Raw genomic sequence first — 20,067 nt, forward strand, 5'->3', positions numbered from 1 at the left:
GCGGGACTAATGAGCCCTCGGGTAGCGTTGGGGCAGAAGACTTCCTCCCGCCTCGACGAAGGACTGTGCGCATGGTGCTCTTCCGACGACTGCTCGGCGACGTGCTGCGCGGTGCGCGGATGCAGCGGGGGATGACCTTGCGGGAGCTCTCGGCCGAGGCCCGGGTCAGCCTGGGCTACATCAGCGAGATCGAGCGGGGCCAGAAGGAGGCGTCGTCGGAGCTGCTGGCGTCGCTGTGCCAGGCGATGGACCTGCCGCTCTCCGACGTGCTGCGCGACGTCGCCGACGCGGTGGCCCTCGAGGAGGCCGCCGTCCTGGCGAGCACGCAGATCACCGCCGTGCGCCGCGCCGGCGACGTGGTGGCCTCCGCCGCCTGAGGCCGGCCCTCACCGCTCCGGCTGGCAGCTGGGGCACCAGTAGGCCGCGCGCTCGCGGCCCGGCTCACCCAGCATGGTGATCGCGATCGGGGTGCCGCAGCGGCGGCAGGGCGACTTGTCGCGCCGGTAGACCCACATGCGCTCGCGCTCGCGCAGGTTGCCCGTGGTGGACTGGATGGCGCGGTCCTTGTTGACCTCGAGCATCTGCTTGGCCCGGCGGACCAGGCGGGTCAGGTCGGGCACGCCGGCGACCTCGGTGGCGGGGTTGACGCCGCTGGTGAAGCACAGCTCCGCCATGTACATGTTGCCGACGCCGGCCAGGTTGCGCTGGTCGAGCAGCGCCTCCCCGACGGGGCGGGCCGGCTCGTGCCGGAGGTTGTGCAGCGCCTGGTCCTCGTCCCAGTCGGGCCCCAGCAGGTCGGGGCCGAGGTGAGCGGTGAGCTCGGCCTCGGCCTCGCGAGGCACCAGCTCGACGATGCCCAGCTGGAAGCCGACCGCCTTGCGCCCCTCGATGCCCAGCACGAGCCGGACCTGGACGTCGGGCCGCCGCCACTTCTCGCCGTCGGGGTAGACGTGCCAGGAGCCCTCCATCTTGAGGTGGGTGTGCAGCGTCCAGGGGCGCTCATGGTCGATGCGCGTGATGATGTGCTTGCCGCGCGACAGCGAGCGGATGACGGTGCCGCCGGTCAGGTCGACGGTCGCGAAGGCCGGCACCCGGAAGTCGGTGAGCGTGAGCCGGTGGCCGGTGAGGGCGCGGTCGAGCTTGGTGGCCGCGCGCCAGACGGTGTCTCCCTCAGGCACGGATCCTCAGCCCCTTGGGCGTCGCGACGAACCCCGCGGCCGACAGCGCCAGCCGGATGGGCGTCTCGCCGCCGTTGCCGATGAGCGCCTGGCCGTCGGCCTTCTCCACCGTGAGCCGGCCCAGCGCGCCGCGGCGGGCCGCGTCGGCCAGCGCGGTCATGGCCGGGGTGAGCACGTCGGGGTCCTCGGTCCAGGTGAGGAGGGTGCGTCCGCCGCGCTCGACGTAGACGGTGAGGTCGCCGTCGACCAGCACTACCAGCGCGCCTGCCTTGCGGCCGGGACGGTGGCCGGTGCGCTCGGCGTCGGCCTCGGGCCACGGCAGGGCGGCACCGAAGACGTTGGCCGGGTCGGTCGCGGCGAGGGCGACGACGGTGGGCTTGGTGCCTCCCTTGGCGCTGTCGGGCTCGGCGAAGGTGCGGAGCCGGTCGATCGCCCCCGCGCTGCCGAACTGAGCGGCGCCGAGGCCCTCGATGAAGTAGCCGCGGCGGCAGCGGCCGGTGTCCTCGAACGCGCTGAGCACCTTGTAAACGCCGGCGAAGCCGCCCACCACGCGCTCGCTCATCACGGCGCCGCGCGTCACCACGCCGTGCCGCTCGAGGAGGTGCTCGGCGCGGGCGTGCGCGCGCCGGGTCGGGTCACCGTCGCGGTCGGGCAGCAGCGCCCAGCGCCCGGCGGTCTCCGGCGGCCCGGTGCGGGCGGGCATCCGGCCGCGGGTCGTCCTGCCCATGCGCGGGGGCGTACGACGCGAGCGGTGCGACGGCGTGCCGCTGCGGACGAGGGCCCGCAGGGGCGTGAGGGTGTCGTTGGTGACGAGGCCGCGCCACACGAGCTCCCAGAGGGCGGTGCTGAGCTCGGCGTCGGTGGTGGGGCCGACGCGGTCGGCGAGCTGGCGGAAGAACCACGCGCCGCCGGGGTCGAGCGCGTCAAGCACGGCGCGCTGGAGTCCGGTGGGCTCGTCGCCCTCGAGCTCGGGCAGGGTCAGGTGGGCCTGGTCGGCGAGGTGCAGGCTGACCCACCCGTCGCTGCCGGGGAGCGGGGAGTGGCCGGTCCAGATGACCTCGCCGGAGGCGGTGAGCTCGTCGAGCATCGACGGCTCGTAGTCGCGCACGCGGGCCGCCAGCACGAGCGGCTCGAGCGCGCTCGCCGGCACGGGGCACCCGGCGAGCTGGTCGATCGCCGCGACCACCCCGTCAACGCCGCGCAGCGTGCCGCCGACGCGCTGCCAGGCGGGCAGGAACCGCGCCACGGCGTCGTGGCCGACCGGCTCGATCTCCTGGCGCAGCCGGGCGAGGGAGCGGCGGCGCAGCTTGCGGAGCACCTCGGCGTCGCACCACTCGCTGCCGGCCCCGGAGGGCCGGAACTCGCCGTCGAGCACCCGGCCCCGGTGGGCGAGCCGCTGGAGGGTCTGGCGCGCCACGGCCTCGCCGAGGCCGAGCCGCCCGGCGACCTCCGCGGTCGTGAAGGGGCCGTGGCTGCGGGCGTAGCGGGAGACGAGGTCGGCGAGCGGGTCCTCGGGCAGCTGGAGGAACGCGTCGGGGGTGCCGACGGGGACGGGCACGCCGAGACCGTCGCGCAGCCGGCCGATGTCCTCGATCGCGGTCCACCGGTCCTCGCCGGCCATCCGCACCTCGACGACGCGGCGTACGTCGGCCAGCGAGGCCAGCCAGCCCTCGACATCGGCCCCCTCGACCGCGCGGGCGCGGATCTCGGCGGTGGACAGCGGGCCGACGAGCCGCAGGAGGTCGGCGACCGCCTCGGCGTCGCGGGCGCGCCGGTCGTCGGCGAGCCACTGGAGCTCGGCCTCGACCTCGGCCAGCACCTCGGGGTCGAGCAGCTCGCGCAGCTCGGCGCGGCCCAGCAGCTCGGCGAGCAGGCCCTGGTCGAGCGAGAGGGCGGCGGCGCGACGCTCGGCGATCGGGGAGTCGCCCTCGTAGACGAACTGGGCGACGTAGCCGAAGAGCAGGCTGCGGGCGAAGGGGCTGGGCTGGGTGGTGGCGACGTCGACCACGGTGATCTCGCGGCGCTGCACCCGCCCGAGCAGGGCCACGAGCGCGGGGAGGTCGTAGACGTCCTGGAGGCACTCGCGCACCGCCTCGAGCACGATGGGGAAGGCAGGATATTGCGACGCGACCTGGAGCAGCTGCGCGCTGCGCTGGCGCTGCTGCCACAGCGGGCTGCGCCGGCCGGGGTCACGACGCGGCAGGAGCAGGGCCCGGGCCGCGCACTCGCGGAAGCGGCTGGCGAAGAGCGCGGACCCGCCGACCTCCTGGGTGACGAGCTGCTCGATCTCCTCGGGCTCGAAGACGATGATCTCGCCGGTCGGCGGCTCGGCGTCGGTGTCGGGGATCCGGATCACGATGCCGTCGTCGGACGCGACGGCCTGCCCGTCGACGTCGTAGCGCTCGCGGAGCCGGGCGTTGATGGCGAGTGCCCATGGCGCGTGGACGGGGGTGCCGTAGGGGGAGTGGACCACGAGGCGCCAGTCGCCGAGCTCGTCGCGGAACCGCTCGACCACGACCTGGGTGTCGTTGGGCACGACCTGCGTGGCCTCGCGCTGCTCGCCGAGGTAGGTGACGAGGTTGGCGGCGGCGTTGGCGTCGAGGCCCCGCTCGCGCACGGACGCGACGGCCTTGTCGTGCGGCTGGGCGGCGAGCTCGCGCGTGAAGGCGCCGACCGCGGCCCCGAGCTCGGCGGGCCGGCCGAGGGCGTCGCCCTTCCAGAACGGCAGCCGCCCCGGGATGCCCGGCGCGGGCGTCACCAGCACCCGGTCGTGGGTGATGTCCTCGATGCGCCAGCTGGTGGCACCCAGCGCGAAGACGTCGCCGACGCGGGACTCGTAGACCATCTCCTCGTCGAGCTCGCCGACGCGGCTGGCCTTCTCGCCGACGAGGAACACCCCGAAGAGCCCGCGGTCGGGGATCGTGCCGCCGCTGGTCACGGCCAGCCGCTGGGCACCGGGCCGACCGCTGAGGGAACCGGTGACCCGGTCCCACACGATGCGGGGGCGCAGCTCGGCGAACTCGTCGCTGGGGTAGCGGCCGCTGAGCAGGTCGAGGGTGGCGTCGAAGGCCGAGCGGGGGAGCTGGGAGTAGGAGGCCGCCCGGACGAAGAGGGCGAACATCTCGTCGACGTCCCACTCCTCCATCGCCAGCATCGCCACCACCTGCTGGGCGAGCACGTCGAGCGGGTTGGTGGGGATCGACAGCTTCTCGATGGCGCCGCTGCGCATCCGCTCTACGGCGACGGCGGTCTGGGCGAGGTCGCCGCGGTGCTTGGGGAAGAGCACGCCGCGGCTGGTCTCGCCGACCTGGTGGCCGGCACGCCCCACGCGCTGGAGGGCGCTGGCCACGCTGGGCGGCGACTCGATCTGCACGACGAGGTCGACCGACCCCATGTCGATGCCGAGCTCGAGGCTGCTCGTCGCGACCACGCAGGGGAGCCGCCCGCGCTTGAGGTCGTCCTCGATGATCGCCCGCTGCTCCTTGGAGACCGAGCCGTGGTGGGCCTTGGCGATGACGGTGTCGGCGCCGGTGCTCTGGCCCGACTGCGCCATCACCTGGGCGGGGGAGCGGCCGCCCTCCTCGACCTCGACGCCGGCGCGCTCGGTCGCGATCTCGTTGAGCCGGGCGGTGAGGCGCTCGGCGAGGCGCCGGGAGTTGGCGAAGACGATCGTGGAGCGGTGCTGCTCGACGAGGTCGACGACGTTCTCCTCGACGTGGGGCCAGATGCTCGTCGAGCGGCCCGGATCGCCGGACTCCTCGTCGTACTCCTCCGGCATCGTCATGTCCTCGACCGGCACGACGACCCGCAGGTCCCACTCCTTGGTGCTGGGCGGGGAGACGATCTCGACGGGCTGCGTGCCGCCGAGGAAGCGCGCCACCTCCTCGAGGGGACGCACGGTCGCGCTCAGCCCGATGCGCTGCGCGGGACGGTCGAGCAGCGCGTCGAGGCGCTCGAGGCTCAGGCCGAGGTGGGCACCGCGCTTGGTGCCGGCCACGGCGTGCACCTCGTCGATGATGACGGTGTCAACCCCGCGCAGCGTCTCGCGCGCCTGGCTGGTGAGCATGAGGAAGAGCGACTCGGGCGTGGTGATGAGGATGTCGGGCGGCGTCGTGCCGAGCTTGCGCCGGTCGGCCGGACTGGTGTCGCCCGAGCGCAGCCCGACGGTGACGTCGGGGACCGTCGCCTCGAGCCGCTCGGCGGTGTTGCGGATGCCGGTCAGCGGCGCGCGGAGGTTGCGCTCGACGTCGACGCCCAGCGCCTTGAGCGGGGAGATGTAGAGGACACGGGTGCGCCGCATCTTGTCGTCGGGTCGCTCGGTGCTCAGCAGCCGGTCGATGGCGTGCAGGAACGCGCTCAGGGTCTTGCCGCTGCCGGTCGGGGCGACGACGAGGGCGTGCTTGCCGGCGGCGATGGCGTCCCAGGCCCCCTCCTGCGCCGGCGTCGGGCTCGCGAAGGACGCCTCGAACCACGCGCGCGTGGGAGCGCTGAAGCGGTCGAGAGCGGTCATGGCCCCGAGTCTGCCACTGGCGTACGACACCGGGCGGCGGCTACAGCTCGAGCTCGCGCAGGGCACGGCCCCGCGAACTGGCCAGCTGGCCCGTCCTCCTCGACCACTCGGAGACGTCGGTGTCGCGCAGGCTCTGGAGCTGGTGGGGGTCGCTGGCGAGGTCGTAGAGCTCCCACTCGCCGGAGCGGACGTGCTCGACGTAGGACTGCGACTCCTCGCGGAGCATTGCCCAGTCGAGGTTCGTGTTCTCGACCAGCAGGCGGCGGCGCCAGGAGGACCAGTCGCCGGACCTGAGCGGCTCGAGCATCGAGCGACCGTCCAGGTCGCGCCCGGCGTCCGGGTCGAGCCCGGCGATGTCGAGGGTGGTGGGCATCAGGTCGACCTGCGAGACCAGCGCGTCGACCGTGCGCGGCTCGACGCCCGGCCCGCGGACGACGAACGGGATGCCGGCCGACTCCTCGTAGGGCTGCGACTTGTGGAAGAGCCGGTGCTCGCCGAGCAGGTAGCCGTTGTCGGAGACGAAGAAGATCCACGTCCTCCTGAGCTGGCCGGTCCGCCGCAGGACGTCCAGCACGCTCCCGATCCGGTCGTCGACGTCCTGCAGCTCCTCCAGCTTGCCCTCGTAGATCTTCCGCATGCGGCGGCGGTCCTGGGGCGGGAGGTCCCGGATCCACGAGGGCTTGTCGCCCATGTCGGGCTCGTTGAGCGCCGGTGGGTCCCACTCGACCCCGTCGAAGTCGTCGGCGTGCTCGGGGCTCGGCGTGTAGGGACCGTGGGGCGCCGTCGGCGCGTACACGGCGAACCACGGACCGGTGTCGCGGTGCCGGCGGATGAAGCGGCGCAGGCGCTGGGCGGCGAAGGCGTCGAACTCGCGTTGCGACCCGACCGTCCGCACGGTCCCGTCGACGTTCACGCGGGGGTCGTCGACCATGCCGTCGAGGAGGGCGATCCAGCGGTCCCAGCCGGGGGCGACGTACGACGGCTGCTGGGCGAGCCCGTTCATGTACTTGCCGAAGTAGCCGGTGTCGTATCCGGCCGCCCTCATCCGCGTCGCGGCCGTGTCCCGGTCGTGCCCCTGCGCCACGAACGGCGGATGGGTCATGTTGCTGTCGCACCCGTGGTTGTGGGGATAGAGACTGGTGAGCATCGAGGCGCGCGCCGGACCGCACAGTGGCATCGCGCTGTAGCCGCGTCGGAAGTGCACGCCCCTTCTCACCAGGCGTCTCCAGGTCCGGTCCATCGACCTCAGCGTGGAGCGCATCTGGTCGTCGGTGATGATCCAGAGCACGTTGTCGGCCATGGCCCCCACCCTACGGAGCCCGGCGGTCCTCAGGCGGAGCGCGCGTACGCCGCCGGCGTGACCCCGAGCGTCCGTCGGAAGTGGCGCGTCAGGTGCGCCTGGTCGTGGAACCCGGCCTCGACCGCGACGACGCCCGGCGGCGTGCCGGCGAGCAGCAGCCGTCGCGCCACGTCGACCCGACGACCCACGAGGTAGCGGTGCGGGGAGATGCCGAGCTCGTGGCCGAAGGCACGGACGAGGTGCGACGGACCGGCCCCCAGCACCGCCGACGCGGTCGCCAGGCTGATCCCGTCGACGACGTGTGCGTCGAGCAGGTCCTGGAGTCGTCGCGCCAGGGTGGGCGCCCGTCCCCGGGCAGGCGCCGCGTCCGTGCGGTCGAGGTGGCGACCGAGCCGTGCGGTGACGATCGCGAGCCAGGTCTCCGCCTCGAGCTCGTCGCCCGGTCGCTGGACGGCGCGGTGCACGCGGTCGACCGCGGCCCACAGGGACGGGTCGGTCCAGTCCGGCCGGTCGACGGCCCGGCCCAGCCGCTGGACGTCCACCTGGCTGGTGTCGAGGTAGAGCACCCGCTTGCGGAAGCCCTCGGCGCCGGCCGCACGGCCGTCGTGGGCGACGTGGGGAGGCAGGAGGACGACGCGCGACGGTGCGGTCTGGTGCTCGCGACGGTCCAGGTCGTAGCGCACGCCGCCGGCGTCCACCAGCAGCACCGTCCAGGCGTCGTGGGTGTGCTTGGGGTAGGCGTGGCTCGTGAAGGCGGCGTGCAGCACCTCGGTGAGGCCGGGGACGTCGGGGCGCCACGCCCGGACGCGCGTCGCCGGGGCCACGGGGGCCACGGGGGCCGCCGGGTGCGCCGGGTCCGCCATGGCAAGAACGTACAAGACCGGATGCCGTGGGCGAGCCGACGATGACCGGATGAGCGACTTCCCGACCCCACCGTTCGACTCCAAGATCGCGATCGTCGTCCGTGACGACCTCGCCACCTGGCAGCGGCTCAACGTGACGGCGTTCCTCGCCAGCGGCGTCGCCGCGGCGCACCCGCAGCTCGTGGGGCTGCCGTACGTCGACGCGGACGACACCACCTACCTCCCGCTGCTGGGCATGCCCGTGCTCGTCTTCGAGGCGGACGGGGGGACCCTGCGTGCGGTGCGCGAACGTGCCGTGCGCCGGGACCTGCCGCTCGCGCTCTACACCGCCGACATGTTCCGGACCGGCCACGACGAGGCCAACCGCGCGGTCGTCCGCGCGGTCGCCGGGGCGGACCTCGACCTGGTCGGCGTCGCGGTGTTCGGTCCCAGGAACGCCGTGGACAAGTCGGTCAAGGGCGCGGGCCTGCACCCGTGAGGTGCGGCCTGTTCCTGACGCCGGCCCACGCCCCGCCCAGCGCCGTCACCGCGACGAGGGCGATGGCGAACCCCGTCCAGTCGCCGACCGGGAGGTGGCGCCCGACCGCGTAGAGGGCGGTGTTCACGACGGCGTAGACCGCGCCGTACTGGAGGATCCGCCGGACCGGTGTGAGGCCGACGTGGCCGTCCGCGACCGGCCGGTTCGCCCGGCGGTAGACCTGCCACGGGGCGCTCATCACGACCGCGTCGAGGAGGTAGCGCGAGTTGTCGGTGTCGTCGTCGACGGGACGCAGGCCGACCAGCTCGGCGCGGTGCCGCTCGACCCTGCGCTGCACCAGCCCGAGCGCGGCGGCCAGGACGAGCGCGACGAGGGCGGTGACGGCGTACGCGGCGAGCGGACCGAGGAGGGCATGCATCCGCAGGTAGACCCAGTAGCCGGGGATGTCGTCGGCCACCTGGTAGACGGGGAACACCGTCACGCACCACAGCCGCGCGAGCGCGAACCGGCGCCGGTCCGTCGCGCTCGGGCCGTCCCCGGCGACCCCCGCACCCAGGGCGCGGGTGATCTCGGCGTTCCGGGCGAGCATCTCCTTGAACACGTCGATCGCGTCGGGCACGTAGCGCCACACGCTGAGGACGGCACCCTCGGCGGCACTGACGGCGATCGTGCGTGCGGACATCGGGACTCGGCTCTGTCGGCGGCGCGGGCAGGGCCTGCGCGCGCTGCCCAGCATCGTGCCAACGACCGTCGCGCGCCAGAGCGGGACCGGACCTCACCTCGGCACGGCGGCGACGAGCTGCGGCAGGAGCCACGGGGCGATCCACCCCTGGACGCCCGACGGAGTGAGGTGCAGCCCGTCCGAGCGGACCTGGTAGCCGCCGGCGGTCCAGGTGAAGCGACCCCCCGGGGAGATCCGGGCGCCGAGGTCGACGACCCTCACGTGGGGGTGGTCGCTCGCGACGCTGCGCAGCAGGTCGTTCCAGGCCGTCACGCGGTGCGGCTCGTCCTCGGGGAACAGGCTGCCGTCCAGCTGCTCGCCGCGCCGGTTGTAGGGCTCGGTGGCCAGCAGCACGTGCGCCCCGCGGGCTCCGACCGTGCGGATGGCGAGGTCGAGCTCGGACCGGAGGTGCGCGTCGAAGGCGGGATCGCCGACGTGCGTCCACCGCCCCTCGAGCACGCGGTCCATCGTCTCCCACCTCCCGACGAGGACGAGCGCGACGTCCGGGTCGTCCCGGGCGACGTGCGAGCGCCAGATCCGCGGCCAGTCCCGGCACGTCGGCATCAGGCCGGCGTAGTGGCGCCCGAAGTAGCGGAACGGCGCCGTCCGGCTGATCCCGCACCCCATGAGCGTGCGGTCTCGCACGTCCAGCTCGGGGTGGGCGGGCAGGTAGTTCACCAGCGTCCACGCCACCGAGTCGCCGAACACGTCGACCACCACGGGCTGCCCCGGTCGCCGCCGGTGCAGCTCCGGGGTCGGGCGCGGGGTGGGCCGCTCGCTCCCCGCCTTCGTCCGGTCCCGGGTGCGGTCGCGGTCGCCGTCCTCGGACGTACGGCCGTCCCCACCGTCGTCGCCGCCGTCCTCCCCCCGGAGGAAGCGGTCGAGCGCGACGGACGCGTCCGCCTGCTGCACGGGCAGCGACGGCACCGTCGTGGTGGCGAGCAGCACCACGGCCCCCGCTGCCAGCGCCACCCCCGCCTCGGCGACGCCGAGCACGGGACGCCTCGGGTGCAGTCCCCGCTGGACCGGACGCTCGACGAGCACGTACGAGACGGCGGCGATGCCCACGGTCAGCAGGCACCGCAGGGCGAGCAACGCCAGGCCGTCCAGCCCGGTCCGGTCGGCGTTGGCGGCGACGAACACCGGCCAGTGCCAGAGGTACACGCCGTAGGAGATCCGGCCCAGCGCCGGCAGCGGGGGCAGCGAGAGCAGCCGGGCGGACCACCCGGACGGGACGAGGACGACGTGGGCGATGACCACCGCCACCGCCAGGGCGACGGCCGCCATGCCGCCGCGGTAGAGCGCCGGGTCCGTCCCGGACAGCCGCGTCGAGGCTCCCACCACCACCGCCGCGGCGAGGGCGGCCAGCGCACCCAGCGCCGTACGACGCCAGCCGCGGGCGGCGGGTCGCGGGGCGACGGACGTGAAGGGCCGCTCGCGCAGCGCGGCGCCCCTCTCGCCGCGGACCGCCAGCAACGCTGCCAGGGCCGCTCCGACGAGGATCGCGCCTCCCCGGGTGTCGGTGCCGTAGTAGGCCCGGCCCGGGTCGGCGGGGGACCACACCGCCGCGAGCGCGACCGCCGAGGCGACGGCGCCGACGCCGCACAGCACGACCAGCGCCCACAGGCTGGCCCGCACCCGGCCTCCGTCGGAGCTGCCCGCGGACGTGTGGGGCGTGCGACAGCCGACCAGGACGGCGCACAGGACCAGGGGCCACAGCAGGTAGAACTGCTCCTCGATGCCGAGTGACCAGGTGTGCTCGAGGGGCGACGGCGCGGCCGTCTGGGCGAAGTAGTCGCCGCCGCGGAGGACCATGCGCCAGTTGGCGACGTAGAAGAGGGCCGCGATGCCGTCGCCGCGCAGGAGGCGGACCTCCTCAGGGGGAAGCAGGGCCCGCGCGCCGACCGCCACGGCCGCCACCACGAGCAGCAGCGCCGGCAGCAGCCGCCGTGCCCGACGTCCCCAGAAGGCGGTCAGGTCGATCCGGCCGCCGGTGCGGGCCCACTCCGCGAGCAGGAGCGTGGTGATGAGGTAGCCGGACAGCACGAAGAACGCGTCCACGCCGAGGAAGCCGCCGCTGGCCCACGACACGCCGCCGTGGAAGGCCAGGACGCCGACGACCGCGACGGCACGGATGCCGTCCAGGGCGGGGACGTGGGCCATGACGACCCTCCGGAGGTCGCGGTCGGGATCTTCCATGGTGGACCTGCGGCCGCGGTCTGTCATGGGTCGCGAGTCCCGACGGCCCGGGACTACCGGGCGGCGGTGCGCCCCGAGGCCGTGAACCTCTCGCGGTACGACGTCGGCGCGGTGGCGTAGGCCGCCACGAAGTTCTGCCGGAACGTGACGACGCTCCGGAAGCCGCAGGCCGTCGCCACCCGGGTCATCGGCCACGTGGTGGTCTCGAGGAGGGTGCGGGCCTCGTCCAGCCGGCGGGCCAGGACCCATCGGGCCGGCGTGGTCCCGGTGACCTCGGCGAACCGGCGGGTGAAGTTGCGGCGGCTCATCCCGGCCCGGTCGGCGAGCTCGTCGACACCGAGGTCGCGGTCGAGGTGCGCCAGCGCCCAGTCGAGCGTGGGTCCGAGGTGGCCGACCCCACCGGCGTCGGGCACCGGGCGGTCGACGTACTGCGCCTGGTTGCCCTCGCGGTGCGGCGCCACCACGAGGTGCCGGGCCACCGTGGTGGCCGCGGCGGCGCCGAGGTGGGAGCGGACGATGTGGAGGCAGGCGTCCAGCGCCGAGGCCGTCCCGGCCGAGGTGAGGACGTCGCCATGGTCGAGGTAGAGCGCCACCGGGTCGACGCGGACGCCGGGGCGGCGGGCCGCGAGCTCGGACGTGACCGCCCAGTGGGTCACCACGCTGCGGCCCCCGAGCGGCACGCTGTCGACCACCGGGAACGCGCCGAGGCAGAGCCCGGCGATGCTGGCGCCGCGGGCGTGGGCGGCGCCCACGAGCGAGACGAGGGACGCGCCGGCGGGTGGCAGGTCGGTCGGCCACGACGGGAGGACGAGGAGGTCGGCGTCCGCGACGCTCCCGGGGTCCCCGACGTCGTCGACCACGAGTCCCTCGGCGGTGCGGACGGCCCGGCCGTCGTCGGTCCACACGGTCGTGTGCCAGCCCTCGGCCAGCCCGAGGCGGCCGACCTCGCCGAAGACGAGCAGCGGCGCGGCGAGGTGGAACATCGTGATGCCGTCGAAGGCGTGCACGCCGATCCTCATCGTTGGCCCGATCTCACCGAAGGTGGTCTCAGCTGCCGCTCACGCTACCGGCCTCCCGCACGTCAGGCTGGGGGAGACCCCCCGTCACCGAAGGAGCCCCATGACCAGCCCCCGCCGCGCCCTCGTCGTCGTCGACGTCCAGCAGGAGTACTTCGACGGCCCCCTGCAGATCCAGCACCCCCCGCGCGAGGAGTCCCTCGCCCACGTCACCCGTGCGATGGACCTCGCGACCGAGGAGGGCCTGCCGGTCGTCGTGGTGCAGCACGAGCTGCCCGAGGGTGCTCCCGTCTTCGCCGTCGGGTCCGCGGGCTGGGCCCTGCACCCCGAGGTCGAGAAGCGCCTCCAGCCCGGCTGGAAGCGCGCCAGCAAGGACAAGGGCAGCGTGTTCGCCGGCACCGACGTCGCCGAGTGGCTGGCCGAGCAGGGCGTCGACACCGTCACCGTCGTCGGCTTCATGACCAACAACTGCGACATCGCGACCGCCGTCGAGGCGGAGGGCCTCGGCCTCGCCGCCGAGGTGCTGTCGGACGCCAGCGGGGCCATCCACCTGGCCAACGAGGTGGGCAAGGTCCCGGCCGAGGTCCTGCACGAGACCCTCCTGGTCCTGCTCCACTCCAACTTCGCCGCCGTCGCGACCACCGAGACGTGGGCGAGCGCGGTCCGCGCAGGGGAGCCGCTGCCGAAGAGCGACCTCGGCGCCTCGGCGATGCAGGGACGCGCCGCCTTCGCCGGCTGACGGGAGCCCGGCCCGCCGGCCGCCCCCTTGACGCCGTCGCCCCTTGACGCCGTCGCCCCTTGACGCCCACGGGGCCGGCTCTCCACTCTGGGCACGACGGTCGCCGACCGCTGGAGGAGCCATGGCCCGGAGCGCGATCACCGACCAGACGTCACCGACGTGGACCAACTGGGTCGGCAACCAGTCCTTCACACCCGCCCGCGCCGCCGCACCGCGCGACGAGGAGGAGGTCGCCACGCTCGTCCGCCGGGCGGCCGAGCGCGGGGTCGGCGTACGCGTCGCCGGTGCCGGGCACTCGTTCACGCCGGTCGTGCAGACCGACGGCCTGCTGCTCGACCTCGCGGCGCTGAGCGGTGTCGTGCACACCGACCCCGTCGGCAAGCGCGCCACCGCGCTGGCCGCGACGCGGATCCGCGACTTCTACGAGCCGCTGTGGCAGGCCGGCCTCGCGCTGCGCAACCAGGGCGACATCGACACCCAGCAGATCGCCGGCGCGGTGGCCACCGGCACCCACGGCTCGGGCACCCGCTTCACGAGCCTGTCCGGGGTGGTGCGCGGCGCGCGGATCGTCACCGCCACCGGCGACGTCCGCGACGTCGACGGCTCCGACCTCGACCTCCTGCACGCCACGCAGGTCTCCGTCGGGATGCTGGGCGTCGTCACGCGCCTCGAGCTCGAGGTCACCGACGCCTACCGCCTGCGCGAGCAGGTCGGGCTGCGGTCGTGGGACGACGTGATGGAGCACTGGGACGAGCTGGTCGACCAGCACCGCCACTTCGGCTTCTTCTGGCTCCCGACCGAGGAGTCCGGCGCGCTCTACAACCTCGACGGCCACGGCGAGCGGCTGGCCGACCAGTGCTACGTCAAGGTCTACGACGAGGTCGGGCCGGACGTCGCCGACGACGACACGGTGGGCCGTCGCGTCGACCGGTGCTACCGGATCTTCCCCATGGTCTACGACCCGAACTTCCACGAGCTCGAGTACTTCGTCGCGCTCGAGCGCGCCCCGCAGGCGCTGCAGGCGGTCCGCGAGCTGATGCTCCGCAGCCTCCCGGACGCGGTCTACCCGCTCGAGGTGCGCACGGTCGGCGCGGACCGCGCGTTCCTGTCACCGCAGCACGACACGGCGACCGTCGTCATCTCGGTGTCCGGTAAGCCCGGCACCGACTATTGGGCCTACCTGCGCTCGGTCGACGCGCTCCTGGCCGACTTCGACGCCCGGGTGCACTGGGGCAAGCTGCACTTCATGACGCCCGAGCGGCTGCACGCGCTCTACCCGCGTGCCGCCGACTTCATCGCCCTGCGCCGCGAGCTCGACCCCGAGGGGATGTTCCTCAACGACCACCTGCGCCCGCTCTTCGCCTGAGCCGGTCTCACCCCGCGGCGGGTGCGTCCAGCACGTCGCGCCACGAGTGCCGGGGGTCGAACCCGACCAGCTCGCGCGCCTTGTCGATCGCGTAGAACGTCTCGTCGCGACCCATCTCGCGACGCACCTCCACGCCGTCGTAGAAGCGCTCGCGGACCTCGGCGTTCGTGGCCGCCACGGACAGGTCGGCGTTCGCGACGTTGAAGACCTCGTAGCCCAGCCCGTCGGTCTCCAGGCAGCGCTGCACCATCTGGCCGAGGTCGCGCACGTCGATGTAGGCGAAGGCGTTGCGCCGCCGCAGGGACGGGTCGGCCACGAACGCCGGGAACCTCTCGGCGTACTCGTGCGGCTCGATGACGTTGTTGATCCGCAGGCCGTAGACGTCGGCGCCGGTGCGCGCGTGGAACGAGCGCGCGGTCACCTCGTTGGCGACCTTGGACATCGCGTAGGAGTCCTCGGGGACCGTCGGGTGCTCCTCGTCCACCGGCAGGTAGAGCGGGCGCCGCTCGCCCTGGGCGAAGCAGATGCCGTAGGTCGTCTCGGAGGAGGCGAACACGACCTTGCGGACGCCGAGGCGGGTGGCCGCCTCGAGCACGTGGTAGGTGCTGAGCACGTTGGCCGCGTACGTCGCCGCGTCCGAGGTCAGCAGGATCGCGGGCACCGCCGCGAAGTGGACGACCGCGTCGTAGGACGGCTTCTCCGGCAGGTCGAGCTCCGCGGCGGTCGCCAGCCCGGCGAGCGCCGAGTAGGTCTCGCCCGCGTCGGTGAGGTCGACGCGGAGGTCGGCCACCGCCGGGTGGCCGAGGGGGGTCAGGTCGGCGTTGGTGACCTGGTGGCCCTGCTCGGCGAGGTAGGGAGCGACGTGCCGGCCGGCCTTGCCGCTGCCGCCGGTGAAGAAGATGCGCATGACCCTTCATACCCCGGCGGCGGGCGGCGACCCCGAGCGGGGCCGCCACCCAGCGGGCGGTCTCACCAGGGCTGCACGCCGCTCTCGTCCCGGAACGTCCCGGTGGGGCCGTCGTCGGGCAGGGTCGCGAGCTCGAGGAAGACCGCGGCGCCCTGCTCGGGCGTACGCGTCCCCCGGTGGCCGTTGAGGTCCGTGGCGACGTAGCCCGGGCACCCGGCGTTGACCAGGACGCCCGCGCCGGCGAGCTCCTTGGCGTACTGGACGGTGATGGCGTTGAGGTAGGTCTTGGAGGGCGAGTACGCCGCCGAGATCGGGCCGACGGCCTCGTCCTGGGCGGTCTGCAGGGTGAGCGAGCCGACCGTGCTCGAGACGTTGACGACGCGGGGCGACGCGGCGCGGCGCAGCATCGGCAGCATCGCGTTGGTGACCCGGATGACGCCGACGACGTTGGTGTCGACGACCTGCAGGACCTGCGTGGCGCTGACGCGGCTCGGCTCCTGCGGCATGCCGCCGGTGATGGCGGCGTTGTTGACCAGGACGTCGAGGCCGCCCTCCTCCTCGAGCAGGACCGCCGCGGCGGCGACGCTCTCGTCGTCGGTGACGTCGAGCGGGACGCCGAACACGTCGAGCCCCTCGGCCCGCAGCTTGTCCACGGCCTCCTCGCGGCGACCGGCGTCGCGGGCGCCGACCCCGACCCGGAAGCCTGACCGGGCCAGGCCTGCCGCGATCTCGTAGCCGATGCCCTTGTTGGCGCCGGTGACCAGCGCTGTCTTCTTCGTGGTGTTCCCGTGGGTGGTCTCTGACATGTCTCGATCCTGTGCTCGTGGGCCCGCGGGGTTCCAACACCGATCGGGTGGCGGCCGATACCTGCCGGGTATGAGGGCTGGTCGGGGCGACGTAGGCTCGGGGTCGTGGAGACCCGCGAGCTGCGCTACTTCGTCGCCGTCGCCGAGGAGTCGCACGTCGGCCGCGCCGCCCAGCGCCTCGGGATGGCGCAGCCACCGCTGTCGCAGGCGATCGCCCAGCTCGAGCGCCGGCTCGGTGCCGAGCTCTTCGTGCGCGGACCCCGCGGTGTCGAGCTGACGACCGCCGGGGAGACGCTGCTGCGCGAGGGCCGCGCGGCCCTCGCCGCCGTCGAGGCCGCCGAGCGGCGCACCCGCCGGACCATCGAGGCGGGCGGGCGACCGGCCGTGGTGCTCACCGCCAAGGCCGGCGCGTCCGGCGAGCTCATGGCCAAGCTGCTGGATGCCTACGCCGCGGAGCCGGACGCCGTCGACGTGGAGGTCGTGCTCAGCCCGCCCGGGCACCAGTCGGCCATGCTGCGCGACGGGCGGGCCGACGTCGCGCTGCTGCACCTGCCCTTCGACGACGTGAGCGGCTTCGACGTCGACACGCTCGCGGTCGAGGACCAAGCCCTGATCCTGCCCGCCGGCCACCCGGCGAGCCGCCGGACCTCGATGACCCTCGCCGAGGCCACCTCGATCCCGGACCTCCCGCTGCCGCGCTGGCCCCACCTCGACGGCACCTACCCCGACGGTCCGGGGCCCGAGCTGCGCGACCTGACCCAGGTGCTGCAGCTCGTGCGGCTCGGTCGTGCGGCGATCGTGCTGCCGGAGTCGGCGCAGGCCGACCTGCGCGACGGGCTGGCCGTCGTCCCGGTCTCCGACGCACCGCGGGTCACCACGGTCATCGCGTGGCCTCCGCACAGCACCTCGACCGTCGTCGCCGGCCTCGTGCGCACCGCCTCGCGCCTCTGAGCAGCACCGCCAGGTTGGCGGAGCCGCGCACGATGGACCCATGAAGCCAGCGACCGTCCTCCGCCGCGGCCTCGTCGCGGGCCTCGTGCTCGCCCTCGCGCCGGCGTGCTCCTCCGACACCGCGTCCTCGGGTGCGCTCGGGCCGTCGACGGCCGAGGACGACGCCGCCTGGCCCTTCGAGGTCGAGCACGTCGACCGGTTCGGCGAGCCGTGGGCGATGGCGTTCCTGCCGGGCAGCGGCGACCTGCTCGTCACCGAGCGCAGCGGCACCCTCCACCTGCGCGACGCCGCGAGCGGCGAGCGGGTCGAGGTCGAGGGCACGCCCACGGTGGTCGACGCCGGGCAGGGCGGGCTGGGCGACGTCGTGCCCGCGCCGACGTACGAGGACGACGGCGTCGTCTACCTCAGCTGGGCCGAGGCGGGCGACGGGGGAGTCGGGGCCGCGGTCGGCCGCGCCCGGCTCGAGACCGGCGGCGGGGCACCCCGGCTCGAGGACCTCGAGGTCGTGTGGCGGCAGACGCCGAGGACCGCCGGCGACGGGCACTTCAGCCACCGCATCGCGTTCTCGCCCGACGGCCGGCACCTGTTCGTGTCCTCGGGCGACCGCCAGCTCGGCGATCCGGCGCAGGACACCGGCAACACCCTCGGCACGATCGTGCGACTGACGCTCGACGGGGACCCAGCGCCGGGCAACCCGATGGCCGACGAGGGCGGGGCGACGGCCGAGATCTGGAGCTGGGGGCACCGCAACCCGCTGGGTCTGGACTTCGCGCCGGACGGGAGGCTGTGGTCCTCCGAGATGGGGCCGGAGGGCGGCGACGAGCTCAACCGCGTCGAGCCCGGGGCCAACTACGGCTGGCCGGAGGTGTCCGACGGCAGCGACTACGGCGGCGGGGAGATCCCGGACCACGCCGAGGGCGACGGCTATGCCGCCCCGGCCGTGTCGTGGAACCCGAGCATCTCGCCCGGCAGCCTGATGGTCTACGGCGGCGACCTCTTCGAGGACTGGCAGGGCGACGCCTTCCTCGGCGCGCTGTCGGGCGAGGCGCTGGTCCGCGTCGACCTCGACGGCGAGACCGCCGGCGAGGTCGAGGTGTACGACATGGGCGAGCGGGTGCGGGCGGTCGAGGAGGGCCCCGACGGCGCCGTCTGGGTGCTCGAGGACGAGGGCGGCGGGCGGCTGCTGCGGTTGACTCCCGCGGACTAGGCGTCAGCCGCGTCGCGGCGTGCGGGCGTCGCCCGGCAGTCCGAACTCCGTGCGGACGCCGGGGCTGAAGCCGACGTGGTCGGGGGGCCGCGCGGCCAGGTCGGGCAGACCCACGGACGCCATCAGCTCGTCGTCGAGGGCGAGGACCTCCGCGTCGTGCACGGGCCACGCCTCGTGGCGGTTGGGGACGTATAGGGTGCGGCCCCACCACCGGGTGTGCAGGCCCCACCGGGCGCTGAGGAAGTGGTCGAGCTCGGTGGGCTCACGGACGGCCCCGGCGCGGACGACGACGTGGCTCGTGGGCCGTGGCCCTCCCCGCCGCGGTCCGGGTCGGCGCAGCCGGGCGTCGTACGTGTGCACGTCTCCGTCGCGGTGGTAGCGCATCCGCGCCCACCTGTAGGGCACGCCGAACGAGGCGCGCGCACCGAGCACGACTGCGGCCCGATCCGTGTCGAGGCTCAGGAAGACGATGCCGCGCCGTCCCGTCTCGTCGACGGAGTAGAGGCGCACGTTGGTCTCGAGGAACGTCCCGAGCCACGGCACGGCCGGCCCGCGGCCCAGGCCCGCGTCGACCATCCGGAAGGGGATGAGCCCGACGTAGGTCCGCCCGTGGAGCGTGTCGGGGCGCACGCCCGGCGGCATCCGGTGGGCCACCTCGGCCGGGTCGACCGCCCAGTGCAGGAAGGTCAGGTCGCGCCAGAGCTGGCTCATGACGACGGTGCGCGTCATGGCCGGTGCGTCCGGCGACACGGGCTCGACGGCGGGGTCGTCCACCTCCTCACCCTAGGCGGCGCTCGAAGGGCACCGGCCTCACTCGCTGCCCGGCCAGGAGCCGAGCCCATCGGTGATCGTTTCCGCGATGTCCCCGTCCTGATCTAGTGTCGGCGAGCGTGACGGACTCCATGATCTCGGCGCGGGGACTGCGCAAGTCGTTCGGCGACTTCGAGGCGGTGAAGGGGATCGACGTCGAGGTCCGCAAGGGCGAGGCGTTCGGGTTCCTCGGCCCCAACGGCGCCGGCAAGTCGAGCACCATGCGGATGATCGCCTCGGTCAGCCCGGTGACCTCGGGCGAGCTGCGGATCCTGGGCTTGGACCCGGCCACCGACGGTCCGGCCATCCGCGGCCGGCTCGGGGTCTGCCCGCAGGAGGACACGCTCGACAACGAGCTCAACGTCTTCGACAACCTCTACATCTACGGCCGCTACTTCGGCATCGACCGCGCCACCTGCCGCGAGCGCGCCCGTGAGCTGCTCGAGTTCGCGCAGATCACCGAGAAGGCCAAGGCCAAGGTCGAGGACCTCTCGGGCGGCATGAAGCGGCGCCTCACCATCGCGCGCAGCCTCATCAACAACCCCGACCTGCTGCTGCTCGACGAGCCCACCACCGGGCTCGACCCCCAGGCCCGCCACGTCCTCTGGGACCAGCTGTTCCGGCTCAAGCAGGCCGGCGTCACGCTCGTCATCACGACCCACTACATGGACGAGGCCGAGCAGCTGTGCGACCGCCTCGTCGTGATGGACAAGGGCGTGATCGCCGCCGAGGGATCGCCGCGCCAGCTGATCGAGGAGCACTCGACCCGCGAGGTGGCCGAGCTGCGCTTCGGGGTCGGCGAGCACGAGGCGCTGGCGGCGAAGGTCGAGGACCTCGGCGAGCGGGTCGAGGTGCTGCCCGACCGCCTGCTCGTCTACAGCGACCACGGCGAGGAGGTCGTCACGGCCGTGCTCGACCGCGGTCTGCAGCCGATCGCCACCCTCGTGCGTCGCTCGACGCTCGAGGACGTCTTCCTGCGGCTCACCGGCCGGAGCCTGGCGGACTGAGGGCACCGA

The 20,067-nt window shown here is 74.0% G+C and carries 17 protein-coding genes; 7 read left to right on the plus strand and 10 right to left on the minus strand.

Going from position 1 to position 20,067, the window contains the following annotated elements; genetic code table 11:
• The first annotated feature begins 65 nt into the window (after window positions 1-65).
• A complete protein-coding gene (locus SHK17_RS08700) occupies window positions 66-377 on the plus strand; it encodes a helix-turn-helix domain-containing protein (RefSeq protein WP_438862000.1) in 312 nt (103 codons plus the stop codon).
• A gap of 9 nt (window positions 378-386) precedes the next feature.
• Here SHK17_RS08700 and SHK17_RS08705 read toward each other — a convergent pair whose 3' ends face one another.
• The 4 genes from SHK17_RS08705 to SHK17_RS08720 are packed head-to-tail and all read right to left on the minus strand — an operon-like array spanning window position 387 to window position 7,851.
• Entirely contained in the window at window positions 387-1,178 is a 792-nt protein-coding gene (locus tag SHK17_RS08705; protein WP_322921770.1) for a DNA-formamidopyrimidine glycosylase family protein, read from the minus strand.
• Window positions 1,171-5,688: an ATP-dependent helicase gene (locus SHK17_RS08710; RefSeq protein ID WP_322921771.1), complete on the minus strand. Its 4,518-nt coding sequence runs from the start codon at window positions 5,686-5,688 to the stop codon at window positions 1,171-1,173. The genes SHK17_RS08705 and SHK17_RS08710 overlap by 8 nt, the downstream gene beginning before the upstream one ends.
• Before the next feature lie 40 nt (window positions 5,689-5,728).
• Complete coding sequence (locus SHK17_RS08715) at window positions 5,729-6,988, minus strand: sulfatase family protein (protein ID WP_322921772.1); 1,260 nt, start codon at window positions 6,986-6,988, stop codon at window positions 5,729-5,731.
• A 29-nt stretch (window positions 6,989-7,017) separates the two neighbouring features.
• The gene (locus SHK17_RS08720; RefSeq protein ID WP_322921773.1) at window positions 7,018-7,851 is read right to left on the minus strand and encodes an AraC family transcriptional regulator; all 834 of its coding nucleotides are present in this window, start codon (window positions 7,849-7,851) and stop codon (window positions 7,018-7,020) included.
• A 49-nt stretch (window positions 7,852-7,900) separates the two neighbouring features.
• Between SHK17_RS08720 and SHK17_RS08725 the strand changes: the two genes are divergently transcribed.
• Window positions 7,901-8,329 (plus strand): DUF2000 domain-containing protein, encoded by a 429-nt coding sequence (locus tag SHK17_RS08725; RefSeq protein ID WP_322424033.1) that lies wholly within the window; start codon window positions 7,901-7,903, stop codon window positions 8,327-8,329.
• Here the strand turns inward: SHK17_RS08725 and SHK17_RS08730 are convergent.
• The 3 genes from SHK17_RS08730 to SHK17_RS08740 all read right to left on the minus strand — a co-directional run bounded on the left by SHK17_RS08730 (window position 8,304) and on the right by SHK17_RS08740 (window position 12,256).
• A complete protein-coding gene (locus SHK17_RS08730) occupies window positions 8,304-9,011 on the minus strand; it encodes a hypothetical protein (protein WP_322921774.1) in 708 nt (235 codons plus the stop codon). The two genes, SHK17_RS08725 and SHK17_RS08730, sit on opposite strands and share 26 nt — an antisense overlap.
• Before the next feature lie 93 nt (window positions 9,012-9,104).
• A complete protein-coding gene (locus tag SHK17_RS08735) occupies window positions 9,105-11,213 on the minus strand; it encodes an acyltransferase family protein (RefSeq protein ID WP_322921775.1) in 2,109 nt (702 codons plus the stop codon).
• 89 nt (window positions 11,214-11,302) lie between these two features.
• Window positions 11,303-12,256, minus strand: a complete 954-nt coding sequence (locus SHK17_RS08740; protein ID WP_322921776.1) for a GlxA family transcriptional regulator — start codon at window positions 12,254-12,256, stop codon at window positions 11,303-11,305.
• 112 nt (window positions 12,257-12,368) lie between these two features.
• On the opposite strand from SHK17_RS08740, the gene SHK17_RS08745 reads away from it, so the two are divergent.
• Both SHK17_RS08745 and SHK17_RS08750 read left to right on the plus strand, forming a co-directional pair.
• A complete protein-coding gene (locus SHK17_RS08745; protein ID WP_322921777.1) occupies window positions 12,369-13,004 on the plus strand; it encodes an isochorismatase family protein in 636 nt (211 codons plus the stop codon).
• Between the two features lie 121 nt (window positions 13,005-13,125).
• Entirely contained in the window at window positions 13,126-14,370 is a 1,245-nt protein-coding gene (locus tag SHK17_RS08750; protein ID WP_322424038.1) for a D-arabinono-1,4-lactone oxidase, read from the plus strand.
• 7 nt (window positions 14,371-14,377) lie between these two features.
• Here SHK17_RS08750 and SHK17_RS08755 read toward each other — a convergent pair whose 3' ends face one another.
• Together SHK17_RS08755 and SHK17_RS08760 are read right to left on the minus strand one after the other, a co-directional pair.
• Window positions 14,378-15,277 (minus strand): NAD-dependent epimerase/dehydratase family protein, encoded by a 900-nt coding sequence (locus tag SHK17_RS08755; RefSeq protein ID WP_322921778.1) that lies wholly within the window; start codon window positions 15,275-15,277, stop codon window positions 14,378-14,380.
• A 62-nt stretch (window positions 15,278-15,339) separates the two neighbouring features.
• Entirely contained in the window at window positions 15,340-16,083 is a 744-nt protein-coding gene (locus SHK17_RS08760) for an SDR family oxidoreductase (RefSeq protein ID WP_322424040.1), read from the minus strand.
• Window positions 16,084-16,188: 105 nt separating this feature from the next.
• Here SHK17_RS08760 and SHK17_RS08765 point away from each other — a divergent pair, with 105 nt between their 5' ends.
• Together SHK17_RS08765 and SHK17_RS08770 are read left to right on the plus strand one after the other, a co-directional pair.
• Complete coding sequence (locus tag SHK17_RS08765) at window positions 16,189-17,034, plus strand: LysR family transcriptional regulator (protein WP_322921779.1); 846 nt, start codon at window positions 16,189-16,191, stop codon at window positions 17,032-17,034.
• Between the two features lie 40 nt (window positions 17,035-17,074).
• On the plus strand, window positions 17,075-18,241 hold the full coding sequence (locus SHK17_RS08770) for a PQQ-dependent sugar dehydrogenase (RefSeq protein ID WP_322921780.1): 1,167 nt from the start codon (window positions 17,075-17,077) through the stop codon (window positions 18,239-18,241).
• A gap of 3 nt (window positions 18,242-18,244) precedes the next feature.
• Here SHK17_RS08770 and SHK17_RS08775 read toward each other — a convergent pair whose 3' ends face one another.
• The gene (locus SHK17_RS08775) at window positions 18,245-19,015 is read right to left on the minus strand and encodes a YqjF family protein (protein ID WP_322921781.1); all 771 of its coding nucleotides are present in this window, start codon (window positions 19,013-19,015) and stop codon (window positions 18,245-18,247) included.
• Window positions 19,016-19,131: 116 nt separating this feature from the next.
• On the opposite strand from SHK17_RS08775, the gene SHK17_RS08780 reads away from it, so the two are divergent.
• Window positions 19,132-20,058, plus strand: a complete 927-nt coding sequence (locus SHK17_RS08780; protein ID WP_449867034.1) for an ABC transporter ATP-binding protein — start codon at window positions 19,132-19,134, stop codon at window positions 20,056-20,058.
• Window positions 20,059-20,067: the final 9 nt, after the last annotated feature.

Origin of the sequence: Nocardioides renjunii, from assembly GCF_034661175.1 — a bacterium.
GTDB classification, from domain to species: Bacteria; Actinomycetota; Actinomycetes; order Propionibacteriales; family Nocardioidaceae; genus Nocardioides; species Nocardioides renjunii.

Bases quoted from the DNA above. Each gene is read 5' to 3' on its own strand.
- SHK17_RS08710 (WP_322921771.1), bottom strand. From the start codon at position 5,688: ATGACCGCTCTCGACCGCTTCAGCGCTCCCACGCGCGCGTGGTTCGAG.
- SHK17_RS08715 (WP_322921772.1), bottom strand. From the start codon at position 6,988: ATGGCCGACAACGTGCTCTGGATCATCACCGACGACCAGATGCGCTCC.
- SHK17_RS08720 (WP_322921773.1), bottom strand. From the start codon at position 7,851: ATGGCGGACCCGGCGCACCCGGCGGCCCCCGTGGCCCCCGTGGCCCCG.
- SHK17_RS08725 (WP_322424033.1), top strand. From the start codon at position 7,901: ATGAGCGACTTCCCGACCCCACCGTTCGACTCCAAGATCGCGATCGTC.
- SHK17_RS08730 (WP_322921774.1), bottom strand. From the start codon at position 9,011: ATGTCCGCACGCACGATCGCCGTCAGTGCCGCCGAGGGTGCCGTCCTC.
- SHK17_RS08735 (WP_322921775.1), bottom strand. From the start codon at position 11,213: ATGGCCCACGTCCCCGCCCTGGACGGCATCCGTGCCGTCGCGGTCGTC.
- SHK17_RS08745 (WP_322921777.1), top strand. From the start codon at position 12,369: ATGACCAGCCCCCGCCGCGCCCTCGTCGTCGTCGACGTCCAGCAGGAG.
- SHK17_RS08750 (WP_322424038.1), top strand. From the start codon at position 13,126: ATGGCCCGGAGCGCGATCACCGACCAGACGTCACCGACGTGGACCAAC.
- SHK17_RS08755 (WP_322921778.1), bottom strand. From the start codon at position 15,277: ATGCGCATCTTCTTCACCGGCGGCAGCGGCAAGGCCGGCCGGCACGTC.
- SHK17_RS08760 (WP_322424040.1), bottom strand. From the start codon at position 16,083: ATGTCAGAGACCACCCACGGGAACACCACGAAGAAGACAGCGCTGGTC.
- SHK17_RS08770 (WP_322921780.1), top strand. From the start codon at position 17,075: ATGAAGCCAGCGACCGTCCTCCGCCGCGGCCTCGTCGCGGGCCTCGTG.